Origin of the sequence: Ensifer adhaerens (assembly GCF_002940685.1) — a bacterium.
Lineage (GTDB): Bacteria > Pseudomonadota > Alphaproteobacteria > Rhizobiales > Rhizobiaceae > Ensifer > Ensifer adhaerens_E.
In genome coordinates this window covers 208,829-230,340 of record NZ_PNFP01000007.1, presented here as the reverse complement: position 1 = coordinate 230,340, position 21,512 = coordinate 208,829, and the positions used below count along the sequence as shown (strand labels likewise).

The following is a 21,512-nucleotide window of genomic DNA, read 5'->3' as shown; positions in this document are numbered from 1 at the left end:
GGGTGGAGGATATCGCACAATCGCGTAAATCGAGATCGATTTCAGGACGGAATCATGCGGAAGGCTAAGGCGTTACCGGAACCACGACGCCTCGAAAAGGCGCGTGATGCTTTCAAGGAAGTCCCTACCCGGGTCCGGGTAGGAAAAGCGGGAAGAGGAAGAGGTCAGCCCTCGCTCGACCAGCGGGCCGAGAAGCGGGCTGAGGGCTCGAAGGCAAAGTCCTGATCGAACGGGTAGGCCGGTCGCTGACGGCGCAGGCTCGCGAGCCCCTGAATGTCCTGATTGACGACGCCTTCGGTCAGCGCCATCAGGTTGGGATTGGCGATCGGCGCCAGCTCAGGTGACAAGTAGCCCGACTTGACGACGAGCAGCCGAACGGCCTTGGGGTCGAGGCCGAGACGCCGGAAGTCCTCGATGTTGTGATAGGGCCTGCGGCGCGCGGCAATGACGATATCGATAGCGCCGACGCGCACCACCGCCTGCCGTTCTCTTTCGGAACCCGGATCGTCCAGCGTGACGACATCGACCAGCATCTCGGCACACGGGCTTGCCGGATCGAGACTGCCGCCGATCTTCAGCATCAGCGTTTGCCCGACGCCGGCGGCAAAACAGGCTTCAACCGCCGGACCGTCGGTGATGCCGGCGATCAAGGCACCCCGCCAGCCGCGGGAGAGCAAGGCCTTCAGCACATCGGCACGGTCGCCGACGCCGCCGCCTGTCGGGTTATCACCGGAGTCTGCAAGGATGATCGGCGTCGTCGTCGCCCGCTCGGCGATATCAAGCATCGCGTCGAGTGGTCCGGTGACGGGACCGAAGCGGAAGCTGCGACGCGCGGCCCAATAGCCGGCGGCAATCTCCTCCGCCGCCTGTTTGGCCGCGGCCCGGTCCGTGGCGGTGACGACGGCGCAGGCGGTCGCGCGCGGCTCATCGGCCCAGACGTAGCCGACCATCAGGTTGGCATCGAGAATGCCGTGCCGTTGGTCAATCTCAGGCAGTTGCAGGTAAAGCGACTTTGCCGGTTCGTCCTCGGTCGAGGTGCACTCGCCCGGAAGAAGCACGGGAACCGGCGCCCAGGCGATGCCGGGGCGCGTCCCGTCTTTCAGCGCCGAGACGAGCATCGACCAGGCGCGGGTCATCGTTTCAGGCGTATCGATATGCGGCGCGGTGCGATAGGCGGCAAAGATATCGAGCTGGTCGATGATCGTCTGGCTGACATTGCCGTGCAGGTCGTAGCTGGCGGCGATCGGGCAGTCGGGACCGACGACAGCGCGGGCCGCCGAAATCCAGTCGCCTTCTGCATCGTCCATGCCGTCGACCTTGATGGCGCCATGCATGGCAAGATAGAGCCCGTCGATCGGCAGGCTCGCAACAAGCCTTTCGAGGAACTCCGCCTTGAAGGCCTCATAGGTCGGGCGCGATACGGGGCCGCCGGGCACGGCGCGGGCATGCAGAAGCGGCAGATGCTCGACGCCCTCGGCTTTCATGAAGCCGAAGTACTCGGCTTCGAGCAAGGCTTGTCCGCGCAGCACGCGAAAATCCTCCTCCGTCATCAGGACGGGCGAGTAGGTGCTGCACTCGGTGTGGATGCCACCAACGGCGATGCGCATGGGCTTTCCTCTTAGAGATTGGGGCTGAGCGGCGCGATGGCCGCAAACCGCAGCCAGTCCTTCGCCGACTTCGGTGTCCATGCAGCTTCGGCGATCGCCGGAAGCCGCGGGAAGACGAGATGGTTGAAGTAGTCGCGCGACAGGTAGTGCTCACTCCAGATGCAGGCCTGCACGCCTCTGAGACGGGCCTTCAATTCGTCCGGAAACTCGCCCTCGGCCTCATAAGCATAGGTGTGGGCGGGCGTCGCCGTTCCGGCCCAGCTTGCACCCGGCTCCTGCCAGGCGTCGGCTTGCGCCATGTCGAGGTAGTAGGCCTGACCGGGGGTCATCACCACGTCGTAGCCTTCGCGGGCCAGCTCGATCCCGACCTCGGGCCGCTCCCAGGCCATCAGCAGCGTATCTTCGGTCGAGACACCGCCGCCATGCGCCACCTCGTTCCAGCCGGCAAGCTTGCGGCCACGCGCCGTCAGCATCTGCTTCACCCGCTTCAGGAAATAGGACTGCAGCGCGAAGGTGCCGGAGATGCCCTCCTGTTCCATCAGCTTCTTGGCCAGCGGCGATGCGAGCCACGAACCGTTCGCCACCTCGTCGCCGCCGATATGGATGTATGCGCTCGGGAAAAGCTCGACCATCTCGTCGAGGACCTTCTCCAGGAACTCGTAGGTAAAGGCAACGGCCGGGTTGAGCGCGTTATTGGGATAGCCCTGAACCGAATGGTAGCTCTCCGGCGCCTCCTGGCCATCGGTCAGATCCGGCAACGCCGCCAGGGTCGCCGTGCTATGGCCGGGGATGTCGATCTCCGGCACGACATCGACATGCAGTGCTGTCGCCTGCGCGACGATCGCCTTCACGTCCGCTTGGCTGTAGAAGCCGCCGACGGGCTCAGCGCCGTTACCGAGTTGCGGCAGAAGCGGCTCATCCGGCCCGCGCAGGACGCCAAGCGTGGTCAGCTGCGGATAGGCCTTGATCTCCAGGCGCCAGGCCTCGTCGTCGGTCAGGTGCCAGTGGAAAACGTTGAGCTTGAACCAGGCGAGAATGTCGATCAGCCGCGCCACATCCCCCGTCGGGTAGAACTGGCGGGAGACGTCGAGATGGCAACCGCGCCAGCTGTAACGCGGCGCATCCGAAATTGTGCCGCTCGCCGGAAAGCGGAACTTTTCCGGATGGTTGCGTGCGCCATCCAGAAGCTGGGCCAGACTGGTCAGCCCATATTGCCGGCCGGCACTGCCGCCATAGCCGAGACGGATTTCGGTTTCGGAGAAGTCGAGCCGATAGGCTTCTGCCTTAAGACCAGAGTCGGCGGCAAAGACGATCGCCCGCCCCTGCTTCGAAGTTGCCAGGCTGAAGGGGGCATGGCCCGCGGCGAACAGGCGATGGTACATCGCCAGAACCGTATCGATGGCCGCGACATCCTCGCCCGACGAGCCGACCGCCGGGTAGAGCGCCACTGGAAAGCCGTCTCCAGCACGAAGCTCGAGCTTCGCCGGCCAGGGCTGCAACGCATAGGGCTGATCGAGCCTGCCTTCCGGCAGCCGCACGGGCGGCGGTTCACTGACAGCATTTTCAAGCAACAGATCGGAGACGGCGACCGGCACGTGCCGGCCATCGGCGAGCGTAAGATAGGCGGACTTGGCACCGTCGGTGCAATGGCGCGCGTTGCGGTGCAGGCCGCTGACGGTGAAGGTCCAGCTCTCGCCGTTTTCGATCGTCAGGCCCTCGGGCGGCGCGAATTCGTGAAAGTTCGCGTTGCGACGCAGGAACACGGCGTTGTCGCAGGCCTTGGGATCGATCACCCGGGTGAGCGACGTATAAACGATCCTGAAGCCGGACAGCGGCGCGCCGGAGAAATTGAACAGCGTGAAGGTAAACCGCCCGAACGGCCCGCCATCCGGCTGCCAGGACGCCTCGAGACGGTAGGAAACCGGGTGCATGCTCATCCTCCAGAATGCTCTATGTCAGTAGTGGCTTGATTGCGAGAACGTGCGGGCCAGCTCAGCCTGTCCGGCGGTCAGGCCGCAATCGACAGGCAGGCAGACGCCCGAAATGGCGGCCGCGAGCGGGCCTGCCAGAAAATGCACCGCATTGGCGACGTCATCGGGATTGACGATGCGCTGCAGCGGATACCAGCGGCGCGCCTCCTCAAACACGTCGGGATTTGCCTCCGCCCGCGCCTCCCAGGCCTGGGTGCGCACCGTGCCGGGTGACACCGCGTTCGAGCGGATGCCGAACTTGCCGTATTCGACAGCGATCAGCCTTGTCAGATGCAGGAGCCCGGCCTTGGCGGCGCTATAGGCCGGGTGGCCGAAGACGTTCATGCCATTGACCGATGCAATGTTGACGACCGAGCCGCGGCTTGTCTTCAGCATGTCCTCGACGGCGCGAAAGGTGAGGAAGGCTGCCTCGAGATTGAGCGCATTGTCCATGCGCCAGATCTCAGGCGTCGTATCGTGCAGGCTGACGGCGCGGGCAGCGCCGGCATTGTTGACGAGCGTGCGGACCACACCTCGTTCCCTTGCCGCCGCGGCCATCGCCGCAACGCTTGTCGCATCGGTCACGTCGCAGGCGACGGCGACGAAGCGTTTGGCATCACCAAGCGCCCGCGCCGCGCGCTCGGCGGCGTCCGCGTCGATGTCGACGAGCAGGACCACATCGTGGTCATCGGAAAGCTTGCGGGCGATAGCCCGGCCGATATCGCCGGCCGCGCCGGTGACGATCGCGAGGGATTGCGTCATGCGTTGACCTTTCGCGGCACGTCAGTCTCCAAGCAACTGGCGGTCGTCACCGTCGCGGTGCGTCACCAGCTGCTGTTTGATGCGCCGAAGTGTGGCCGTCGCCTGCGGCTGTACGCGGTAGGCGACGAGGCTGGAGAGGATGTCGAGCAGCGCCAGATAGGCGATGCGGGTGGAGGTGGGACGGTAGATGTTGTTACCCTCGGGCAGATCGACCGGAACGGTGATGCTGGCGGCAGCCGCAACCGGGCTGCCGCTCTGGGTCAGCGCGATGGTCGGCACTTTCAGTTCGCGTGCCAGCGTGAAGGCGCGCACCAGCTCGGCGTTGCGGCCGGAAAAGGAGGAGCCGATCAGCACGTCGGTTGGCCGGGCCGCCGCCGTCATCATCAGCTGCATGCTGTGATCCGAGCTCGAGGTGATGCGCAGGCCGAAGCGAAAGAGCCGGTTTTGAAGTTCGCCTGCGATCATCGACGAATTGCCGCCGGAACCGAAGGCGTAGATCATTTCCGCTGTCGCAATCCGCTCGACCGCCTGTTCGATCGCCGCAAGGTCGAGTGAACGATGCAGAAGGAAGAGCGCGTTCTGCGACTTGGTGATGATGTCCTGCGCGACGTCACCGGTCTCGCGGCTCTTCGGTTCGGGCTTCAGATAGCGCATGCCGATATAGGCGGTGCGGGCAAGCTGCACCTTGAAATCGGAGAAGCTGTCGCAGCCAAGCCGGCGACAGAAGCGGGTCACGGTCGGCGGCGAAACGTCCGCCTTGCTCGCGAGCTCGATGATGGAGGCGTTTACCGCGAATTCGAAGTCGTTCAGGAGAATGTCGGCAATGCGATTTTCCGACTGGGAGAGCCGCCCTTTTTCTTCCTGCAGTGTCGCGAAGATATCCATCGCCCGCTAAGCCTTGCTTCGGATCACGAAGGGGATCCGCTCTGAGATCAGCCTTCCTTCGGCTTGTAGGCGACGCAGTCGATCTCGACCTTGCAATCGACCATCATCGACGACTGGACACAGGCCCGCGCCGGCGGATGCGCACCGAAATACTCCTGGTAGATCTTGTTGAAAGTCCAGAAATCCCGGGGATCGTCGAGCCAGACGCCGCAACGAACCACATGCTCCGGACCGTAGCCGGCTTCCGTAAGAATGGCCAGCACGTTGGCGATCGTCTTGTGCGTCTGAGGGATGATCCCGCCCTCGATAATCTCGCCGTTTTCCATGGCGACCTGACCGGAAACATAGAGCCAGCCGTCCGCCTCGACAGCGCGCGCGAAGGGCAAAGGTTTGCCGCCAGCGCCGACCTGTTCCGCACCATAGCGCTTGATCGTCATCTCGAGCCTTCTTGCAAATTATTTTCTTTGATCGTTGACAAGTGACCATAGAAAGCTGAATTTGGCTAGCGAAAAACACCATTCATGAAAAGAATTTCAATCCAGGGCGCGAATATGCGGGATCCTTTCCTCAATCCATTCCCCTCTTCCGATGCTGCACGCCACTCGATCTGGGAGATGCTGGTCTCCCGCGACATCACTGCCTTCCTGGCAGCCGACTGGTCGATGGTCGCAGACGATTTCGTCGAGGACAGCTTCATCGGCATCGACGGTCGCCGTGAAGCCAACCCGGATAACTGGCGTCTGACTTTCCCGTCACTCGCCGCCTATCGCGACGAATGGTTGCGCCAGGCGAAGGACTTCGCGACGCAGAGTTTCGCCGAAGACCCGCGCGCCGCGATCTTCACGACGACGACGCTCGAGGACATCGAGATCAACGGCGATCAGGCGCTGGCGCGCAAGAAGTTCGACGGCAGCCTGAAGAAGTCGGACGGCAGCGTCGACACCCTGAAATGGCAGACGGTCTACTACTGCCGTCTGCATGAAGGTCGCTGGAAGATCGCCGGCTTCACCGGTTACCTGCCAAACCCGATGGGCGCGGCTTAAGCGCGACGCGACACAGAACAAAGGCAACAGCATTGCGGATCTTCACGGCGGCGCTCGCGACCGAAACCAATACGTTCTCCCCGATCTGCATCGATCGCCGCGCCTTCGAGGCATCGCTCTATGCTCCGCCAGGCGAGCATCCTGAGACGCCGACGCTGTGCACCGCCCCGATTACGGTCGGCCGGCGCGTCTGTGCTGAGAAAGGCTGGGAGCTGATCGAGGGAACCGCGACCTGGGCGGACCCGGCAGGCCTCGTCAACCGCGAGACCTATGAGGGACTGCGAAACGAGATCCTCGAGCAGTTGCGCGCCGCAATGCCCGTCGATGCCGTGGTGCTCGGCCTGCACGGCGCCATGGTCGCCGATGGCTACGAAGACCCCGAAGGCGACCTGCTGACGCGCGTACGCGAGATCGTCGGCCCCGACATCCTCGTCTGCGCCGAGCTCGACCCCCATAGCCACCTGACGGCCAAGCGTGCCGCCGCATCGAACTTCTTCGTCTATTTCAAGGAGTTCCCGCACACCGATTTCGTCGATCGCGCCGAGGATCTCTGGCGCATCGCCGTCGACACGCTCGAAGGGCGCGTCACGCCCGTCATGTCGATCTTCGACTGCCGGATGATCGACGTCTATCCGACCTCGCGCGATCCGATGCGCTCCTTCGTCGACAAGCTCATGCGCATCGAGAAGGAAGATGCGGACGTGCTTTCGCTCTCGGTGATCCACGGCTTCATGGCCGGTGACGTTCCCGAAATGGGAACGAAGCTGCTCGCCGTGACCAATGGCAAGCCGGACAAGGGCGCGAACCTCGCCCGGGAACTGGGTCTCGAACTCTTCTCCCACCGCGGCACCTTCATCATGCCGCAGATCGACGAGAAGCAGGCGGTCGACGAGGCGCTCGCCGCGCGAAGGGGGCCGGTCGTCATCGCCGATGTCTGGGACAATCCGGGCGGCGGCACGGCCGGCGATGCGACGGTCCTGCTCGAAGAACTGCTCGCACGCGGCGCGACCGACGTTGCCGTCGGTACGATCTGGGATCCGATGGCCGTGCAAATCTGCATGGCGGCGGGCGAAGGTGCGGAAATCCCCTTGCGCTTCGGCGCCAAGTCCGCCCCCGGAACAGGCAATCCGGTCGATGGCACCGTCAAGGTGGTCAAGCTGGTGCGCGACGCCGAGATGCGCTTCGGCGAGAGCTTTGCCCCGTTCGGTGATGCAGCCCACATTCATTTCAGCGGCATCGACATCATCCTCAACTCGACGCGCGCGCAAAGCTTCGACCCCACTCTGTTTTCGGTAATGGGCATCGAGCCGACGGAAAAGAAGATCCTGGTCATCAAGTCGACCAATCATTTCTATGCGTCGTTCTCGAAGATCGCGTCCGAGATCCTCTACTGCTCGGCGGGCACCCCCTACCCCAACAACCCGGCAAAGACGGACTACAAACGCGCGCCGAAGAACATCTGGCCGAAGGTCGACAACCCGCACGGACCCAAGTAGGGCGCTGCCTGAGCTTCTGCGACACCCGCTTTGCGAGCAGAACTCCGACACGCAGCTATTGCGGGACCGCAGTGGACGTGCTTGGTCACGGGACGTTCAATCCCTCGGAGAGTCTTGCCGATGTCGCAGGCAACCCTGACGAAGCGTTATCCGGAAATGGTCGGCAAGGTCGCACTCGTCACCGGAGGGACGAGCGGGATCGGGCTTGCGACGGCACAGGCCTTCGCACATGAAGGCGCGATCGTCATTATCGCCAGCCGCAGCGAGAAGCGAGCAAAGTCTGCGCTGAAGCTCATTTGCGGGCAGGCAGATTGGATCGCCTGCGATGTGACCAACGGCAGACAGGTCGAAAAACTCGTCGCCTCGATTGTCGAACGGCATGGCGGGCTCGACTACGCCTTCAACAACGGCGGCAGCGGCGGCGCCGGCCGGCCGGTTGGCAACATGTCCGAGGACGCGTGGCGAAAGACGATCGACGGCTACCTCACGTCGGCATTTCTCTGCATGCGCCATGAAGTCCCCGCCATGCTCGCCAAGGGCGGCGGCGTGATCGTCAACAACTCGTCGGTCGACGGGTTGCGCGGCTATCCCTTTCCCGGCGGCGCCGCCTACGCTGCGGCAAAACATGGGGTTCTCGGCCTGACGCGGAGCGCGGCGCTGGAATATGCCAAGAGCGGCCTGCGCATTTCCGCCATTTGTCCAGGCTGGATCAGCACGCCTCCGGTTGAGGGCGGGATGAAAAGGGACAGTCAATTCGCCGAAAGCATCGTCGCGCAGGAACCGATCGGAAGGCTGGGCACGGCGTCCGAAGTCGCCAACGGCGTCCTTTGGCTATGCTCGGACGCAGCGTCGTTTGCCCTGGGAAGTCCACTCATCCTCGACGGCGGTTGCATGACTTGAGGCGCGCAGCGCCCGTACCTCATTCGTCGGCGGCCAGGCGAGCCCTTTCGACATAGTGCGCGACACGCTTCGCATCGATATCCGCCACCTGCAGGAGCTTGATGTGGCGGCGAAGCTTGCCTGTCCCCTCCAGCACGGAATGCGGATCGGCCAGGCTGGCGCCCCGGCTAAACTCCAGCGTCACATGCTGGGCATAGGAGAAGACGCCGCAAAAGCTGTCCTTCGACAAAAACAGAATGCCACCGTATTTTACCTCTTCGGCGATCGCCGGGCCGGAAGCGAGCGCGATGTCCCGCAATCGGGTGACGATCGCAAGCTGGTAGCCGCGATGAAGTCCTATTTCCCGCAGAAGGGCCTGGATCCGGTCATCCTTCATGCTGCACCGGTAACAACAAACGGCTTGAACTCCGGCGCAGGCTCGCGGTTCGAGTAGATGTAGAGCAAGATGCCGTTCGGATCCTTTACCGCAAAACCGCGGTCACCCCACGGGTGATCCTCGATCGGCAGAACCGCGACAAGTCCTGCCGCCGTGATCCGCGCATACTCGCCATCCACGTCGGCAACGCAAAAATTGTAGGTCAGGCCTTCGGTGTTGCACAAGGCTTGCCCGTCTCGCGGCTCCATGAACTGAAGGGACGGACCCTCACCGAATTCCAGGTTGATGTACCAGCCGCAGTCGAAGCTCAGCCGCGCAGCGAAATATGTCCGGTAGAAGTCTCGCGACGCGGCGATATGGTTTGTCGTGATGCAGGGCGAGGCAGCGGTCGGGCGCACGGATGGATCCTCCTGAGTTGTGGCGTTCCTGCTGCATGTTTCCTTTGCTCGTCGCCGAGCAAGGGCAAAAACATGCAGGAATTCAAGTTTTACAGCGACCGTTGGGCACCTGATAAAACGCGCGGCGGCGTCGATCGCGCTGCACCAAGGCAGGGCTATGCGGGCAGCTCGGAGCAGAGTTCCACAAGGCAGCCGTTGAGATCGCGAACATAGCCCACCACCTGCCCCCACGGTTTTTCTTCCGGGGGTTTCACGGGCGCCGCGCCGGCCGCAACGGCCTTGTGATAAGCCTCGTGCGGCGCGGAGCAGACGAGCGCGATTTCAAACCCGGCAGCAAGATCACCCTTGCGGTTCGCCCGAATGGCAAAGCCGTTCAGCTCGGCCATGGTTTCACTTGCGAAGGCCAGAGCCGTCTGGCCGGTCTCCATCTCGGCATAGAGGTCGCTCTCATGGACAAATCTGCGCCTGAGCCCGAACGCCGCCTCATAGAAGGAGACCGTTGCTACCACGTCGGGAACGTAGAGGATCGTGTATCCGAAACGCACTCCCATCCTTGCTTCTCCAAATCGCTCGCCGCCACGGCATGTGGCTGCACGCTTGCGGGCGATCATCGGTCATGCCCGGGCTCCGGTCTTGAACAATTCGGACATCACCTGGAGATCGTCACCAGTGTCACGTCGGGCAAGCGCGCAGGCGAGAAGCCGCCCATCCGCCGGAAGACCCGGGTCATATGCGATTGATCGGCAAAGCCTGCCTCGAACGCCGCATCGGCAGGACTAAGATGATGATCGCGCAACAGACGCAAGGCACGATGAAACTGGATGATGGCGGCGAAAGCCTTAGGCGACAGGCCCGTTGCGTGAAGGAGGAGACGCCTGGCGGTGCGTTCGGAAACACCGTGCATGTTGGCAAGCTCCGCAATGCGCAATCGGCCGCCGGAGGCGTGCAGCGCACTTATGATGTTCCGGCTCAAAGCTGCGATCTCGACGTCGCTATCGGCACCACGCCTGCGGACGAACCGCACGAGGCGATCGGCAAGTTCTTGCGGATCCGACGCCGGCGCGCAGAGGGCCGCGAGGTCGGGCCATTTGTCGAGCGCCGCCTCGCCGACCAGCGCGCCGCCCTTCAGGTGGATCGGCTGCAGCCCCAGAATTCTCTGAAAATGGCCGGGCCTCAGGCGCACGCCGACGAAGCCCGAGCCGGGTTCCAGGGGGACATCGTAAAACCCGATCGTTGGGCCGGTGACGATGGGCGTCAACTCGGCGACTGGCGCGGCGTTGAGGATAAATCTGAGAATGATGTCACATCGCCCGTCCGGCAGGACGCGATAGGTGCCCTCGCCGGGGCTGACGGATGCCCAAACGGCTTCGATTCCGGCCTTTGCGTCGGCCTGGTGGGGAAGCTCCGTGTAGCGACCGAGCGTCATGATGCCTCATCCGAACAGGCCTGGCCGTCTCGACATGACCGGGAACCGACGAAGGCGCGGGATGGATCTTTAGCGAAGGATCCGCCGGGCATCCAGCCACGACGCGGCGGCGGTGGCCTGCCGCCAATGGACCGCGACCACCTGGCTTGCCTTCGCGTCAGGCGGCCGCCGGATCGAGTACCCCCATGTCGATGGCGGTCAGTTCGACCCGGCGTTCGAGCGCGATGCCCGCCTCGTCGAAGAGGTGGCAATCGGCAACCTTGATCCCGGCAGTAACCGTCTCTTCTGGCCGGATGGCTGCCGTTCCCGGCAACATGGCGCAGAAGTTCTCGCCCTCACCGCCAACCGCCGCATAGGCGACCGTGTGGGCGCCGAGACGTTCGATGACCGACGGCGTCACCTTGAGTGTCAGATCACCCGTGCCAAGCACGATATGTTCCGGACGAACCCCGAGTGTCAGCGTCCGGCCGGCGAGGCCCGCTTGCGGCGCGACCGGAACAATCACCGTCTGCCCTTTGTAATCGACCTCGACGCCGGCATCGCTGACGCCTTTGCAGATGACTGGCAGGAAGTTCATCTTCGGATTGCCGATGAAGCCGGCAACGAAGGTGTTGGCAGGTTTATGGTAGAGCTCCAGCGGCGCGCCCGTCTGGGCAATCTCACCGGCATTGAGAACGACGATCCGGTCCGCCATCGTCATCGCCTCGACCTGGTCGTGCGTGACGTAGATCATCGTTGCCTTCAATTGCCGGTGGAGTTTTGCTAGTTCGATGCGCATGTCGGCCCGAAGGGCCGCATCGAGGTTTGAGAGCGGCTCGTCGAAGAGGAAAATCTTCGGCTCGCGCACGATGGCCCGCCCGATCGCGACACGCTGACGCTGGCCACCGGACAGCATGCCCGGCTTCTGCTGCAGCCGCTGGTCCAGGTGCAGGATGCGCGCCGCATGCTCCACCTTGGCTTTCAATTTCTCCTCGGCCATCTTTTCCACGCGAAGCGGAAAGGCGATGTTCTCGAAGACCGACATGTGCGGATAGAGCGCGTAGGACTGGAAGACCATGGCGATCCCGCGCTTGACCGGCGGCAGATCGTTGACGCGCTTGTTCTCGATCAGGATGTCCCCCGAGCTGGTCTCGTCGAGACCAGCGATCATCCTGAGCAAGGTCGACTTGCCGCAACCGGAGGGCCCGACGAAAACGACGAACTCACCGTTCCTGACTTCGAGATCGATGCCTTTCAGCACCTCGAACGTCCCGTAGAATTTCTGAACCCGATTGAGATTGAGCTGTCCCAAGAAACTGTCTCCGGCCACCGGCGAGAAGCGGCTCATTTATAGCAGAGTGAGGCAAAGGCCGCGAAACCCTTGGGGGATCGCGGCCCGATGGCTTACTTGAACTCTTCGAGGTCTGCGGCCGCCTTCTTCAGCGCATCGGCAGGCTCGGCCTTGCCGGTCACAACCGACTGGACCATCTCGATGATGACGTTCTGGAAGCCCTTGTAATCGGTAAAGAGAGGCTCCGGACCACCAAAGGCGATGCCGTCGATGAACGGCTTCCAGTAGGGATCCTTCTTGACGAATTCATCGACCATCGGCGACGGACGCAGCGGCGTCAGGCCGGCAGCACCTTGCAGCTCATACTCCCCTTGCGGGCCGGGAGAGGTGATGAACTTGGCGAATTCGATGGCCTTCTCCTCGACGCCCGACCCCTTGAAGACCGCCAGGCTGTCGGTGATGAGCAGCGTTCCCTCACCCTTGGCCGACGGGCCGAGGGGCAGAGGTGCCACGCCCCAGTTGACCTTGGTATCCTTCAGGCGCACGGCAGCACCGGAGCCCGACTGGAGCATGCCGACCTTGCCGTCGAGGAAGATGGCCCGCATCTCGTTCTGTTCGTAGGCGGTCGCGCCTTCGACCGAGTAGGGTGTGATATCCTTGTAGGCCTGGAGCGCTGCCAGAACTTCAGGGCTGTCGATGACGATCTTGTCGCCGTCGATCACCTTGCCGTTGTTGGTGTAAACCCAATGCATGAACTGGTGCATCGTGTTGTCGAAGGTCTTGGCCGGCAGGCCATAGCCTGCAACGCCGGTCTTTTCCTTGATCGTCTTGGCAAACTCGATTTCTTCAGCCCAGGTCTTCGGCGGCTTCTCCGGATCGAGGCCAGCCTGCTTGAACAGGTCCTTGTTCCAATAGAGCGCTTTGGTCGAGAACGCCACCGGAACGCCCCACTGGTTGTCGTCGAAGGTGACGGTGTCGACGATGTTGGGGTAGTAGGTCTTCTTTTCCTCTTCCGTCATCGGCACGGGAACGATGAGATCGTTCTGGGCGAATTCCTTCAGCGTGCGCGAGCCGACATAGGCCATGGCGACCGGCGTGCCGGCGGCAGCAAGCGTCGTTGCCTTGTCCTGGCACTGGGCCCAGCCGACGACCTCAGGAGTGACCTTCCAGCCCGGGTTCTTCTCTTCCCACTGCTTGATGTACTTCTCGTGCACCGCATCCATGGTGTCGCCGCAGTAGATCCAGCTGATCTCCTGGTCGGCCGCCTTGGCGGTCACGGCGCCGAGCGCGGTCGAGCCGAGCAGGGCAAGGGCGAGCACCCCTGTCTTGAATTGAATAGACACGTTTTAAGCTCCCGTTCTCTGGTGGTTGACTTAAGTCTTATTGTTTCACCGCGCCCGCGGTCAGCCCGCTGACGAGATAGCGTTGCAAGAGGAAGATCACGACGACGGCCGGCGCGATGCCGACGAAGCTCGCGGCCATCAGCTCGTTCCAGACCACCTCCTGGCGCCCGAAATAGGCAAAGAGACCGACCGGTAGCGGCATGTATTCACTCTTGGAATTGAAGGTCAGCGCGTAGATGAACTGCTGGGCATAGGCGCCGATGAAGGTGGTGATCGCAACCACGGTGATGCCCGGCATGGCGATCGGCAGGATCACCCGGCGCAGCGTGTAGAAATGGCTGGCGCCGTCGACGAACGCGGCTTCATCCAGTTCGCGCGGGATGCGCATCATGTAGGTGCGCAACAGCCAGATCGCCGACGGGATCAGGAAGGCGACACCCGGCACGATCATTGCGAGGTAAGTGTTGAGCACGCCAAAGGTGCGCATCAGCCGGAACAGCGGAATGAGCAGCACCGCGCCCGAGAACATGTTGACGGCAAGGAAAGCACCAAGCAGCACGCCGGCGCCGCGGAAATTGAAGCGGGCAAAGGCGTAGGCAGCTGGGATGACGAGCACGAGCACGATGGCCGTCACGATGGTGGAGATGAAGAAGGAATTGAAGATATAGCGGGCAAAGCCCGGTACGCTCTCCCACATGGTGTAGTAGGCGGCGAACGAGCCGTTTTCCGGCCAGAAGCGATAGGGTGACGAGAACAGCAGGCCGAGCGGCTTCAGCGATACTAGAAACCCTTCGACGAACGGCGCCAGGATGAAGCACAGGAAGACGAAGATACCGGCATAGATACCGACGAGCTCGTACCAGCGGTAGCGATTGATCAAGGCCGGCTGGCTCATTTGTGTTCCCCCTGAGAAAGGCGGCTCGTGACCCGGAAATAGGCAAAGCAGAAGATCGACAGGAAGATGCAGATCAGCACCGCGCGGGCTGCCCCTTCGCCATACTTCTTCGACCCGATCGCGGTGCGATAGGTGTCGATGATCATCGTGGTGGTCTCGCCGTTCGGACCACCCTGGGTGAGGATCCAGATGATGTCGAAGGAATTGAAGGTCGCAATCAGCGACAGCATCGACATGGTGATCAGCGACGGCACGAGCAGCGGCAGGGTGATGCGGCGGAAGCGGTAGAAACGCCCTGCCCCATCGGTCCAGGCGGCCTCATAGAGGTCCTGCGGGATAGCCTGCATGGCGGCGAGCATATAGAGCGTCACCAGCGGCACGCCGATCCATACGTCCGTGACGATCGTCGCCCAGAATGCCGTCGAGCCGTGCGCCAGGAAGGCTATCGGTCCGTTCGACAGCCCTATGTTCTGCAGTACGCCGGAGATCATGCCGAACTGGCCGTTGTACATCCAGCCCCACATGAAGATGCCGATGGCCATCGGAACGATCCATGGCGGCATGGTGAGCAGGCGGAAAAGCGCCCGGCCGGGCACAGCCGCGTTCAGCATCGTCGCGCCGAAAACGCCGATGATCATCTTGATCGACACCGAGAAGAACGTCCAGATGAAGGTCCGGAAGATGACCTCGGCGAAGGTCTCGTTGAATATCTTGTCGTAGTTGGTCCAGCCGACCCAATTGGTCGTCTTCTTCAGCGAAGCGTCCGTAAACGACAGGATGAAGGTGTCGACCAGCGGATAGGCGACGATCACCGTGACGTAAAGAACAGCAGGAAGAAGCAGGATCCAGGCGAAGATGACTGTGCTGCGTTGAACACTCATCCGTCGCCTCCCCTTACGCCGCGCGGGAATGCAGGGCTTCGTCGAAACGGTCCCATATGGGCCGGAGGTCTATGACGCTCTTCTTGCGTCGAGCCTCGTCCATGGAGAGCGCCAGAATGCCGGCTTCCAGTGCATCGCGCGTCGAAACCGGCAGAGGTCGGCCGTCGCGGACGTGGCCGATGATGTCGGTCGCCATCTGCTCGTCGGCACCGTAGTGCTGCGACAGTTCCGTGGCTTTGTATTTGTTTTCGATGACCTTCTTGCCGGTCAGCATCTCGTGCACGTCGAAATAGCCGCGGATGAAATCGCCCTCGGCCATGCCGCGCGAGCCCATGATGCAGAAGCGGCGGAACTGGTCCGGCACGTTGAGATTGGTGTGGAAGTTCATGCCGACGCCATTGGCGTATTCGACGATCGCCACCTGGTAGTCGATGATGTCGCCGTCGCTGTCGAACACCTTGTCGGAGCCCATCCAGCCACTCGGCTTGCGGTGGAAGAGTTCGAGGTCGTTGATGCCCTCACGCGCCGGATCGTTGGCGGGAATGAAGCTCTTGCGGCCACCGAAGCTTGCGACCCGCTCCGGCCGGGCGCCGACAACGCCGTTGTAGAGATCGAGGTCGTGGCAGCACTTTTCCAGCATGAAGCTGCCGGAGTAACGCTCGTAACGGCGCCAATCGCGCATGAAGAAGGCGCCGTGATAGGGCTCGATATGCTCGGCCGCCTCGATCGAGACCACCTGGCCGAGCTTGCCTTCGGCAAGCGCCTGGCGAAGATCGCGGTACATCGGCGCGTAGCGCAGCACGAGACCGACCATCAGCCGCTCATGGCCGAATTTCGCCATCAGGCCAGCAAGCTCCAGGCTTTCCTGGACGGTCGTGACGATAGGCTTTTCGCTGAAGACCTTGAGGCCTGCTTCAAGACCGATCCGGATATGATCCAGATGCATGTGGTTGGGCGAGCCGATCATCAGCAGATCGAGCTTTTCGTTGGCGATCAGCTCTTGCGGCGTCGCATAGGCCTTGCCGGCAGAGATGCCTTTTTCGGTGAGCGTGGCCAGACCGGCCGGGTTCGGATCGACGTATCCGGCGATCTCGAAGCTCTCGTCCATGGCCTTGAAGACATAGCCCAGATAACCCAAACGGAATCCGAGTCCGATGATGCCAACTTTCATGCTCGTCCTGTTCCCCTGCCTTTTGGCGTAATTTATTTTCGCAGACTGGGACAGTTTTTTCGGGCCGTCAACTCAAATCCGCATATTTTGTAAAATTGTGAAATTCATTTTCATATCGCAGGCAGATGCCGGAAAATCGTGCATTTCACGGACAACCAAAAGAGGTGCGCGGTCCGCAACTCTACGGCAGGAAGAAAGCGGTCCAGACCACTGCACGTTGCGCGAATGTCTTTATGCGCCGCTCAGGCTTTTCCAAGCAGGCGATTGCGCCAGCGCAGAACGTGCAACAGCGGTCGGGCCAGATAGGCCGGCGGTATCTTCGGGTGGTCGCCGATCGTCCCCTGCCGCACGACCGGCGCGTTCGGGTCGATCAGAAATGCAATCAGAAGCGCGTTACGCACTGCAACAAGCTCGAGCTGGTCGTCAGACGCAAGGAGCCCTTGATCTCCGTCAGCAAAGCCGGCGCCTCCAACCTTAGCCGCCCCGGAGAAAAGATAGAAATAGAGGTGCCGTCCCCTTGCCTTCGGAAAGGCCACAGCCGCTCCCGCTTCGACCCTTAGGTCGTAGACATCGATGGCATTGCGCAGGAAAAACGGCGCGTCGCCGTCCTCCGGACCGACCAGATGGCGCCATTGATTGGCGGGGACAGGTGTGATCGGGCCATGCTGGATGTTGGCAGGGAGGTCGAGGCTGCGCGGGCGCACAAGAATCTGAAGCATCCTGAGTGGCGGATCGCTCGGCAGGGTCTCTTCCGAATGCCAGAAACTCTGCCCGGCATTCATCACCATCAGGTGCGCGCGATCGGTGATCAGTTTACCGCTTGCTCGGTCATCGTGACGCATGACCCCATCGGGCACCCATGAGAGGATTTCGTCATTGCGGTGCTCGTGCATGGCAACCAGCCGACCCGGATCCAAGATCGTCTCGGCCACCATTGCAAGCGGTCCGTAGCCATGGTCGCGGTGCCTGGGCAACAGCCAACCGGGCATGTTGAGCCTGACCTTGAACCCACCCATATCCCTGACAACAGGGCTTTTGGCGCCGCGGTAGAGCATGCCCCATTCTAGCATGCCTTTTCGCTGTTTGGCGCCATGCCGCGCCGATTGTCGAGCTGTCGCGTTTCCCTGCCTAGCGGCCCATTCGAGCGGCGAGGCGTCTTTCGGCCGCCTGCAATGCATCGTGCAGCAGCACCGCTAGGATAGCCACGATAAGGCCACCCTGGACGACAAAGGCAAGATTGTTCGATTGCAGGCCGGCAATGATGACCTCGCCGAGCGTTTTCGCCGCGACCGTCGAGCCGATCGTGGCGGTTGCGAGACTGATGACCACCGAAAGCCGGATGCCAGCGAGGATCACCGGCATCGCCAGCGGCAGCTCCACCTTGAGGAGCCGCTGGCCGCTCGTCATGCCGGCGCCGCGTGCCGCCTCCATCACGGACGGAGGCAAGGTCGTCAGCCCCGTCAGCGCATTCTCGAAAATCGGCAGCAGGCCATAGAGAAAGAGCGCAATCAGCGTCGGCTTTTCGCCGAAGCCGAAGATCGGAACCGCGAGCGCCAGGACAGCAACGGGCGGAAAGGTCTGGCCGATATTGACCAGGCTGCGCGAGAGCGGCAGGAACTCCGCTCCGGAAGCACGCGTGACGAGAATGGCAAGCGCAAGGGCAACGAGTGCCGCTGCAGCCACGGCCAGCGCCACGGTGCGCAGATGCAGGAGCGTCAGCTGCAGCAGGCTTCCCTGGTTGTAGATGACAGGCGCATTGTCCTGCACCAGCGGCCGCAGCAGCGGCTCGAACCAATGGGGCTGCAGCAGGAACGCGACCAGAGCCAGGAAAACCGCGATGCGAATGAGGGTGGCGAGCTTCGGCATCAGGCTGGGCCGGCCGCGCGTTTCGCCAGCCCCTCGAGGCTGACCTTGCCGATAACCGCACCATCGGGACCGGCCACCGGCAGGGCGTCCCGCCCGGACCAGAGGAGTTCGGCCAAGGCTTCCCTTTGGCTGGCGGCGCTCGATATCGGAGCGCCTTCGGCGGCCCCGGGCTCGACGGCGCTCGAAACCGGTGCGATCGCAAGCAGGCGGTAGGGCCGTTCACCCGCCCCGATCAGGCTTTCGACGAATGGGGTGGCGGGCTTCAGCAGCATTTCGGCGGGAGTGGCGTATTGCACCACCTTGCCCTTGTCCATGACGGCGATGCGATCGGCGAGATGAAAGGCCTCTTCCATATCGTGGGTGACGAGAATGATCGTCGTCTGGAAGTGCTTCTGGATGGCAAGCAGGTCGTCCTGCGCCTTGGCGCGGATGATCGGATCCAGTGCGCCGAAGGGCTCGTCCATCAGCAGTACCTTCGGCTCGGCCGCAAGCGCCCGTGCGACACCGACGCGCTGCTGCTGGCCGCCGGAAAGCTCGTGCGGAAAGCGCGGGCCGAAGGAAGCCGGATCGAGCTGGAAAAGGCTGAGAAGCTCCTCAACTTTCGCCTCGATGCGCGCGCGCGCCCATCCGAGCAATGTCGGGACCGTCGCGATGTTCTCAGCAACCGTTCGATGTGGAAACAGCCCGTGACCCTGGATCGCGTAGCCGATGCGCCGGCGCAGCTCATAGCCGGGCAGCGCGCGATTGTCCTCGCCATCGAGACGGATCGCGCCCGACGTCGGCTCGACGAGCCGGTTGACCATGCGCAGCAGCGTGGTCTTGCCGGAGCCGGAGGTGCCGACGACGACGGTGACCGTGCGTGGCGCGATCGTCAGGCTGACGTCGTCGACTACGGTGCTTTCGCCATAGCGCTTGGTGATGTTCTCGATCTCGATCATGCGGCCTCTGCCTGCCTGGTGTTGGGGCTGGCCATCTCGATCACCGCATCGAGCACGATCGCCGCGGCAAACGCCAGCACGACGGTCGGGACCGCACCGAGCAGCACGAGGTCCATCGCGGTCTGGCCGACGCCCTGAAAAACGAAGACGCCGAAACCGCCGCCGCCGATCAGCGCAGCGATGGTCGCAAGGCCGATGTTCTGGACGAGCACGATGCGGATGCCGGTGAGGATCACCGGAAAGGCCAGCGGAAATTCAATCCCGACCAGCCGTTGCCAATCGGTCATGCCGATGCCGCGCGCGGCATCGTTGGCGTCCCGCGGAACCCCGGCCAGCCCGACCACGGTGTTGGCGACGACAGGTAGCAGCGAGTAGAGGAAGAGTGCGACGAAGGCCGGCGCGACGCCGATGCCGCGGATACCGACCGCGGCGGCGCCCGGCACATGCACGGCGATCCAGCCGAGCGGCGCGATGAGAATGCCGAAGAGCGCAATCGACGGGATCGTCTGGATCGCGTTCAAGACGCCGAGCAAACCGTCGCGCAGACGCGTGACACGGTGACACAGAACACCCAGCGGAATGCCGACTGTGGTCGCAGCCACGAGCGAGCCGAGCGCGAGCGTCACATGCTTGCGGGCTTCCGCCCAGAACGTGTCGACGCGGCTCGCGTATTCCTTGAGGATGGAGAGACCGTCCCAGCTGCCGGAAAGCAACAGGATCCCGATAAAGCCGAGCACGGCGACAAGCACCACGACACGCACGAAGGGCGCCGGGCGCAATCTCGTCAAGGCGTCGGCAGCGAGCAGCCCGAAGGCAAAGAGCATGATCCAGAAGCCCGAGGCCGGCGAGACGCGGGCATAGGTATTGCCTTCAGGGGTCAGATGCGTGGCGGCAACGCCGATGCCGAGCGCAAGCGTGGCGAGCGCGACGAAGGCCGCAACGAGACGCAGAACAGCGGGCGACCGGACGGCTGCGACAGCAACCGCGCAGACCACGATCCCCAGCAGGACAGCACTCCACCCCGCTGGCAGGGCGTCGAGCACCGACTTCACCTCACCGGCGACGATACGGTTGGCACGAAACGTGGCAAAAGGTGCAATGAAGGCGCCGCCGAGCGCGAGGGCCGCGATGATCGCTCCGAGCTTGTCAAGGCGGAGTTCTCTCAAGTCACATTTCCTCCCCGCCCGTGCCGGCGCGACTTCGGCACCTGCAGGCACCTCCCCGGAACGCGGCCATCCGACCAGCGTCCCGGTTGTCCGTCAACCTATTTCAGAAAACCGTTCTTCTTCAGGAAATCCTCGGCAACCGCCTTTGCCGGTTCCCCGCCGACCTGCACGCGGCCGTTCAGCTCCTGCAGCGTCACCAGGTCCAGCTTCTCGAACACGGGCTTCAAGAGTTCCTCGATCTGCGGGTTTTCCTTGAGCGCCGCCTCGCGAATGATCGGGGCCGGCTGATAGACGGGCTGGACTGCCTTGTCGTCTTCCAAGACCACGAGGCCGGACGGAGCGATGCCGCCGTCGGTGCCGTAGACCATGGCCGCGTTCGCGCCGTTCGTCTGGTTCGCCGCGGCCGCGATCGTCGCCGCGGTATCACCGCCGGAAAGCGTGATGAGCTGGTCCTGCTTCAAGGTGAAGCCGTAGGTGGTCTGGAAAGCCGGGAGCGCCGCGGCCGAATTGACGAACTCCGACGAGGCCGCCAGGACGACCTTGCCGCCGCCGGCGATGTATTTGCCGAAGTCGCTCAGCGTCTTCAGCTTGTTTTCGTCGGCCACTTCCTTGCGCAGGCCGATCGCCCAGGTGTTGTTGGCCGGCGACGGCGTCAGCCAGACAATCTTGTTGGCGTCGTAGTCTAGCTTCTTGGCGGTCTCGAAGCCCTTGGCGGCATCCTTCCAGACCGGATCGTCAGCCTTTTCGAAGAAGAAGGCGGCGTTGCCCGTATATTCCGGATAGATGTCGATTTCGCCGGCGGTGATCGCCTTGCGCACGACCGGCGTCGCCCCAAGCTGCACGCGGTCGACCGTCTTGATGTTGTTGGCGTTGAGCACGGCAAGGATGATGTTGCCGAGCACGCCGCCCTCCGTGTCGATCTTCGAGGAAACGACCACATCGGCGCTCGCCGCCGCGGCAGTCAAAGTCAAGGCAAGGGCAGTTCCGATAAGCAGTCTGGTCAGGCGCATGGGTTTCTCCTCGGATTTCGATGCGCAAGTTTGATCACGGAACGTCCGCTCCGTCGGGGCAAGCCATTCCATATATGTCAGCCCCCGGCAAAAAATAGGGTTGCATGCA

Annotated in this window: 22 protein-coding genes; 3 read left to right on the top strand and 19 right to left on the bottom strand. The window is 62.8% G+C overall.

The window, feature by feature from the left end; translation table 11 throughout:
• Positions 1-164 precede the first annotated feature (164 nt).
• Genes C1A35_RS15925 through C1A35_RS15905 form a run of 5 tightly spaced genes read right to left on the bottom strand, consistent with a single transcriptional unit; the run spans position 165 to position 5,661 of the window.
• Positions 165-1,607: a M81 family metallopeptidase gene (locus C1A35_RS15925; RefSeq protein WP_104665260.1), complete on the bottom strand. Its 1,443-nt coding sequence runs from the start codon at positions 1,605-1,607 to the stop codon at positions 165-167.
• An 11-nt stretch (positions 1,608-1,618) separates the two neighbouring features.
• Positions 1,619-3,538, bottom strand: a complete 1,920-nt coding sequence (locus C1A35_RS15920; protein ID WP_104665259.1) for a beta-N-acetylhexosaminidase — start codon at positions 3,536-3,538, stop codon at positions 1,619-1,621.
• A gap of 24 nt (positions 3,539-3,562) precedes the next feature.
• The gene (locus tag C1A35_RS15915) at positions 3,563-4,339 is read right to left on the bottom strand and encodes an SDR family oxidoreductase (RefSeq protein ID WP_104665258.1); all 777 of its coding nucleotides are present in this window, start codon (positions 4,337-4,339) and stop codon (positions 3,563-3,565) included.
• A gap of 21 nt (positions 4,340-4,360) precedes the next feature.
• On the bottom strand, positions 4,361-5,224 hold the full coding sequence (locus tag C1A35_RS15910; RefSeq protein ID WP_104665257.1) for a MurR/RpiR family transcriptional regulator: 864 nt from the start codon (positions 5,222-5,224) through the stop codon (positions 4,361-4,363).
• 47 nt (positions 5,225-5,271) lie between these two features.
• The gene (locus C1A35_RS15905; RefSeq protein ID WP_104665256.1) at positions 5,272-5,661 is read right to left on the bottom strand and encodes a RidA family protein; all 390 of its coding nucleotides are present in this window, start codon (positions 5,659-5,661) and stop codon (positions 5,272-5,274) included.
• Between the two features lie 114 nt (positions 5,662-5,775).
• On the opposite strand from C1A35_RS15905, the gene C1A35_RS15900 reads away from it, so the two are divergent.
• From C1A35_RS15900 to C1A35_RS15890, 3 genes are all read left to right on the top strand, one after another.
• The gene (locus tag C1A35_RS15900) at positions 5,776-6,267 is read left to right on the top strand and encodes a hypothetical protein (RefSeq protein WP_104665255.1); all 492 of its coding nucleotides are present in this window, start codon (positions 5,776-5,778) and stop codon (positions 6,265-6,267) included.
• Positions 6,268-6,299: 32 nt separating this feature from the next.
• Positions 6,300-7,763 carry a M81 family metallopeptidase gene (locus C1A35_RS15895; protein ID WP_104665254.1) on the top strand — a complete coding sequence of 488 codons (1,464 nt, stop codon included), beginning with the start codon at positions 6,300-6,302 and terminating at the stop codon, positions 7,761-7,763.
• A gap of 120 nt (positions 7,764-7,883) precedes the next feature.
• Positions 7,884-8,663 carry an SDR family oxidoreductase gene (locus C1A35_RS15890; RefSeq protein ID WP_199772949.1) on the top strand — a complete coding sequence of 260 codons (780 nt, stop codon included), beginning with the start codon at positions 7,884-7,886 and terminating at the stop codon, positions 8,661-8,663.
• 19 nt (positions 8,664-8,682) lie between these two features.
• On the opposite strand, the gene C1A35_RS15885 is transcribed toward C1A35_RS15890, so the two are convergent.
• From C1A35_RS15885 to osmF, 14 genes are all read right to left on the bottom strand, one after another.
• Positions 8,683-9,039 carry a DUF1801 domain-containing protein gene (locus C1A35_RS15885; RefSeq protein ID WP_104665253.1) on the bottom strand — a complete coding sequence of 119 codons (357 nt, stop codon included), beginning with the start codon at positions 9,037-9,039 and terminating at the stop codon, positions 8,683-8,685.
• On the bottom strand, positions 9,036-9,437 hold the full coding sequence (locus C1A35_RS15880) for a VOC family protein (protein WP_104665252.1): 402 nt from the start codon (positions 9,435-9,437) through the stop codon (positions 9,036-9,038). Before C1A35_RS15880 ends, C1A35_RS15885 begins: the two co-directional genes overlap by 4 nt.
• A gap of 155 nt (positions 9,438-9,592) precedes the next feature.
• Entirely contained in the window at positions 9,593-9,988 is a 396-nt protein-coding gene (locus C1A35_RS15875; protein WP_199772948.1) for a VOC family protein, read from the bottom strand.
• A 98-nt stretch (positions 9,989-10,086) separates the two neighbouring features.
• Positions 10,087-10,863, bottom strand: a complete 777-nt coding sequence (locus tag C1A35_RS15870; protein WP_104665251.1) for a helix-turn-helix transcriptional regulator — start codon at positions 10,861-10,863, stop codon at positions 10,087-10,089.
• A gap of 157 nt (positions 10,864-11,020) precedes the next feature.
• The gene (locus tag C1A35_RS15865; protein WP_104665250.1) at positions 11,021-12,154 is read right to left on the bottom strand and encodes an ABC transporter ATP-binding protein; all 1,134 of its coding nucleotides are present in this window, start codon (positions 12,152-12,154) and stop codon (positions 11,021-11,023) included.
• Between the two features lie 92 nt (positions 12,155-12,246).
• Positions 12,247-13,476 carry an ABC transporter substrate-binding protein gene (locus C1A35_RS15860; RefSeq protein ID WP_104665249.1) on the bottom strand — a complete coding sequence of 410 codons (1,230 nt, stop codon included), beginning with the start codon at positions 13,474-13,476 and terminating at the stop codon, positions 12,247-12,249.
• 37 nt (positions 13,477-13,513) lie between these two features.
• Positions 13,514-14,371 carry a carbohydrate ABC transporter permease gene (locus tag C1A35_RS15855; RefSeq protein WP_104665248.1) on the bottom strand — a complete coding sequence of 286 codons (858 nt, stop codon included), beginning with the start codon at positions 14,369-14,371 and terminating at the stop codon, positions 13,514-13,516.
• Positions 14,368-15,252, bottom strand: a complete 885-nt coding sequence (locus C1A35_RS15850) for a carbohydrate ABC transporter permease (protein ID WP_104665247.1) — start codon at positions 15,250-15,252, stop codon at positions 14,368-14,370. The genes C1A35_RS15855 and C1A35_RS15850 overlap by 4 nt, the downstream gene beginning before the upstream one ends.
• Positions 15,253-15,265: 13 nt before the next feature.
• A complete protein-coding gene (locus C1A35_RS15845; RefSeq protein ID WP_104665246.1) occupies positions 15,266-16,423 on the bottom strand; it encodes a Gfo/Idh/MocA family protein in 1,158 nt (385 codons plus the stop codon).
• Between the two features lie 242 nt (positions 16,424-16,665).
• Positions 16,666-17,478 (bottom strand): pirin family protein, encoded by an 813-nt coding sequence (locus C1A35_RS15840; protein ID WP_104665245.1) that lies wholly within the window; start codon positions 17,476-17,478, stop codon positions 16,666-16,668.
• A 73-nt stretch (positions 17,479-17,551) separates the two neighbouring features.
• Positions 17,552-18,289, bottom strand: coding sequence for an ABC transporter permease (locus tag C1A35_RS15835; protein WP_104665244.1), 738 nt, complete (start codon positions 18,287-18,289; stop codon positions 17,552-17,554).
• Positions 18,289-19,227, bottom strand: coding sequence for an ABC transporter ATP-binding protein (locus C1A35_RS15830; RefSeq protein WP_104665243.1), 939 nt, complete (start codon positions 19,225-19,227; stop codon positions 18,289-18,291). Before C1A35_RS15830 ends, C1A35_RS15835 begins: the two co-directional genes overlap by 1 nt.
• Positions 19,224-20,393: an ABC transporter permease gene (locus C1A35_RS15825; RefSeq protein ID WP_104665242.1), complete on the bottom strand. Its 1,170-nt coding sequence runs from the start codon at positions 20,391-20,393 to the stop codon at positions 19,224-19,226. The genes C1A35_RS15830 and C1A35_RS15825 overlap by 4 nt, the downstream gene beginning before the upstream one ends.
• 98 nt (positions 20,394-20,491) lie before the next feature.
• The gene (osmF, locus tag C1A35_RS15820) at positions 20,492-21,403 is read right to left on the bottom strand and encodes a glycine betaine ABC transporter substrate-binding protein OsmF (protein WP_104665241.1); all 912 of its coding nucleotides are present in this window, start codon (positions 21,401-21,403) and stop codon (positions 20,492-20,494) included.
• Positions 21,404-21,512 lie beyond the last annotated feature (109 nt).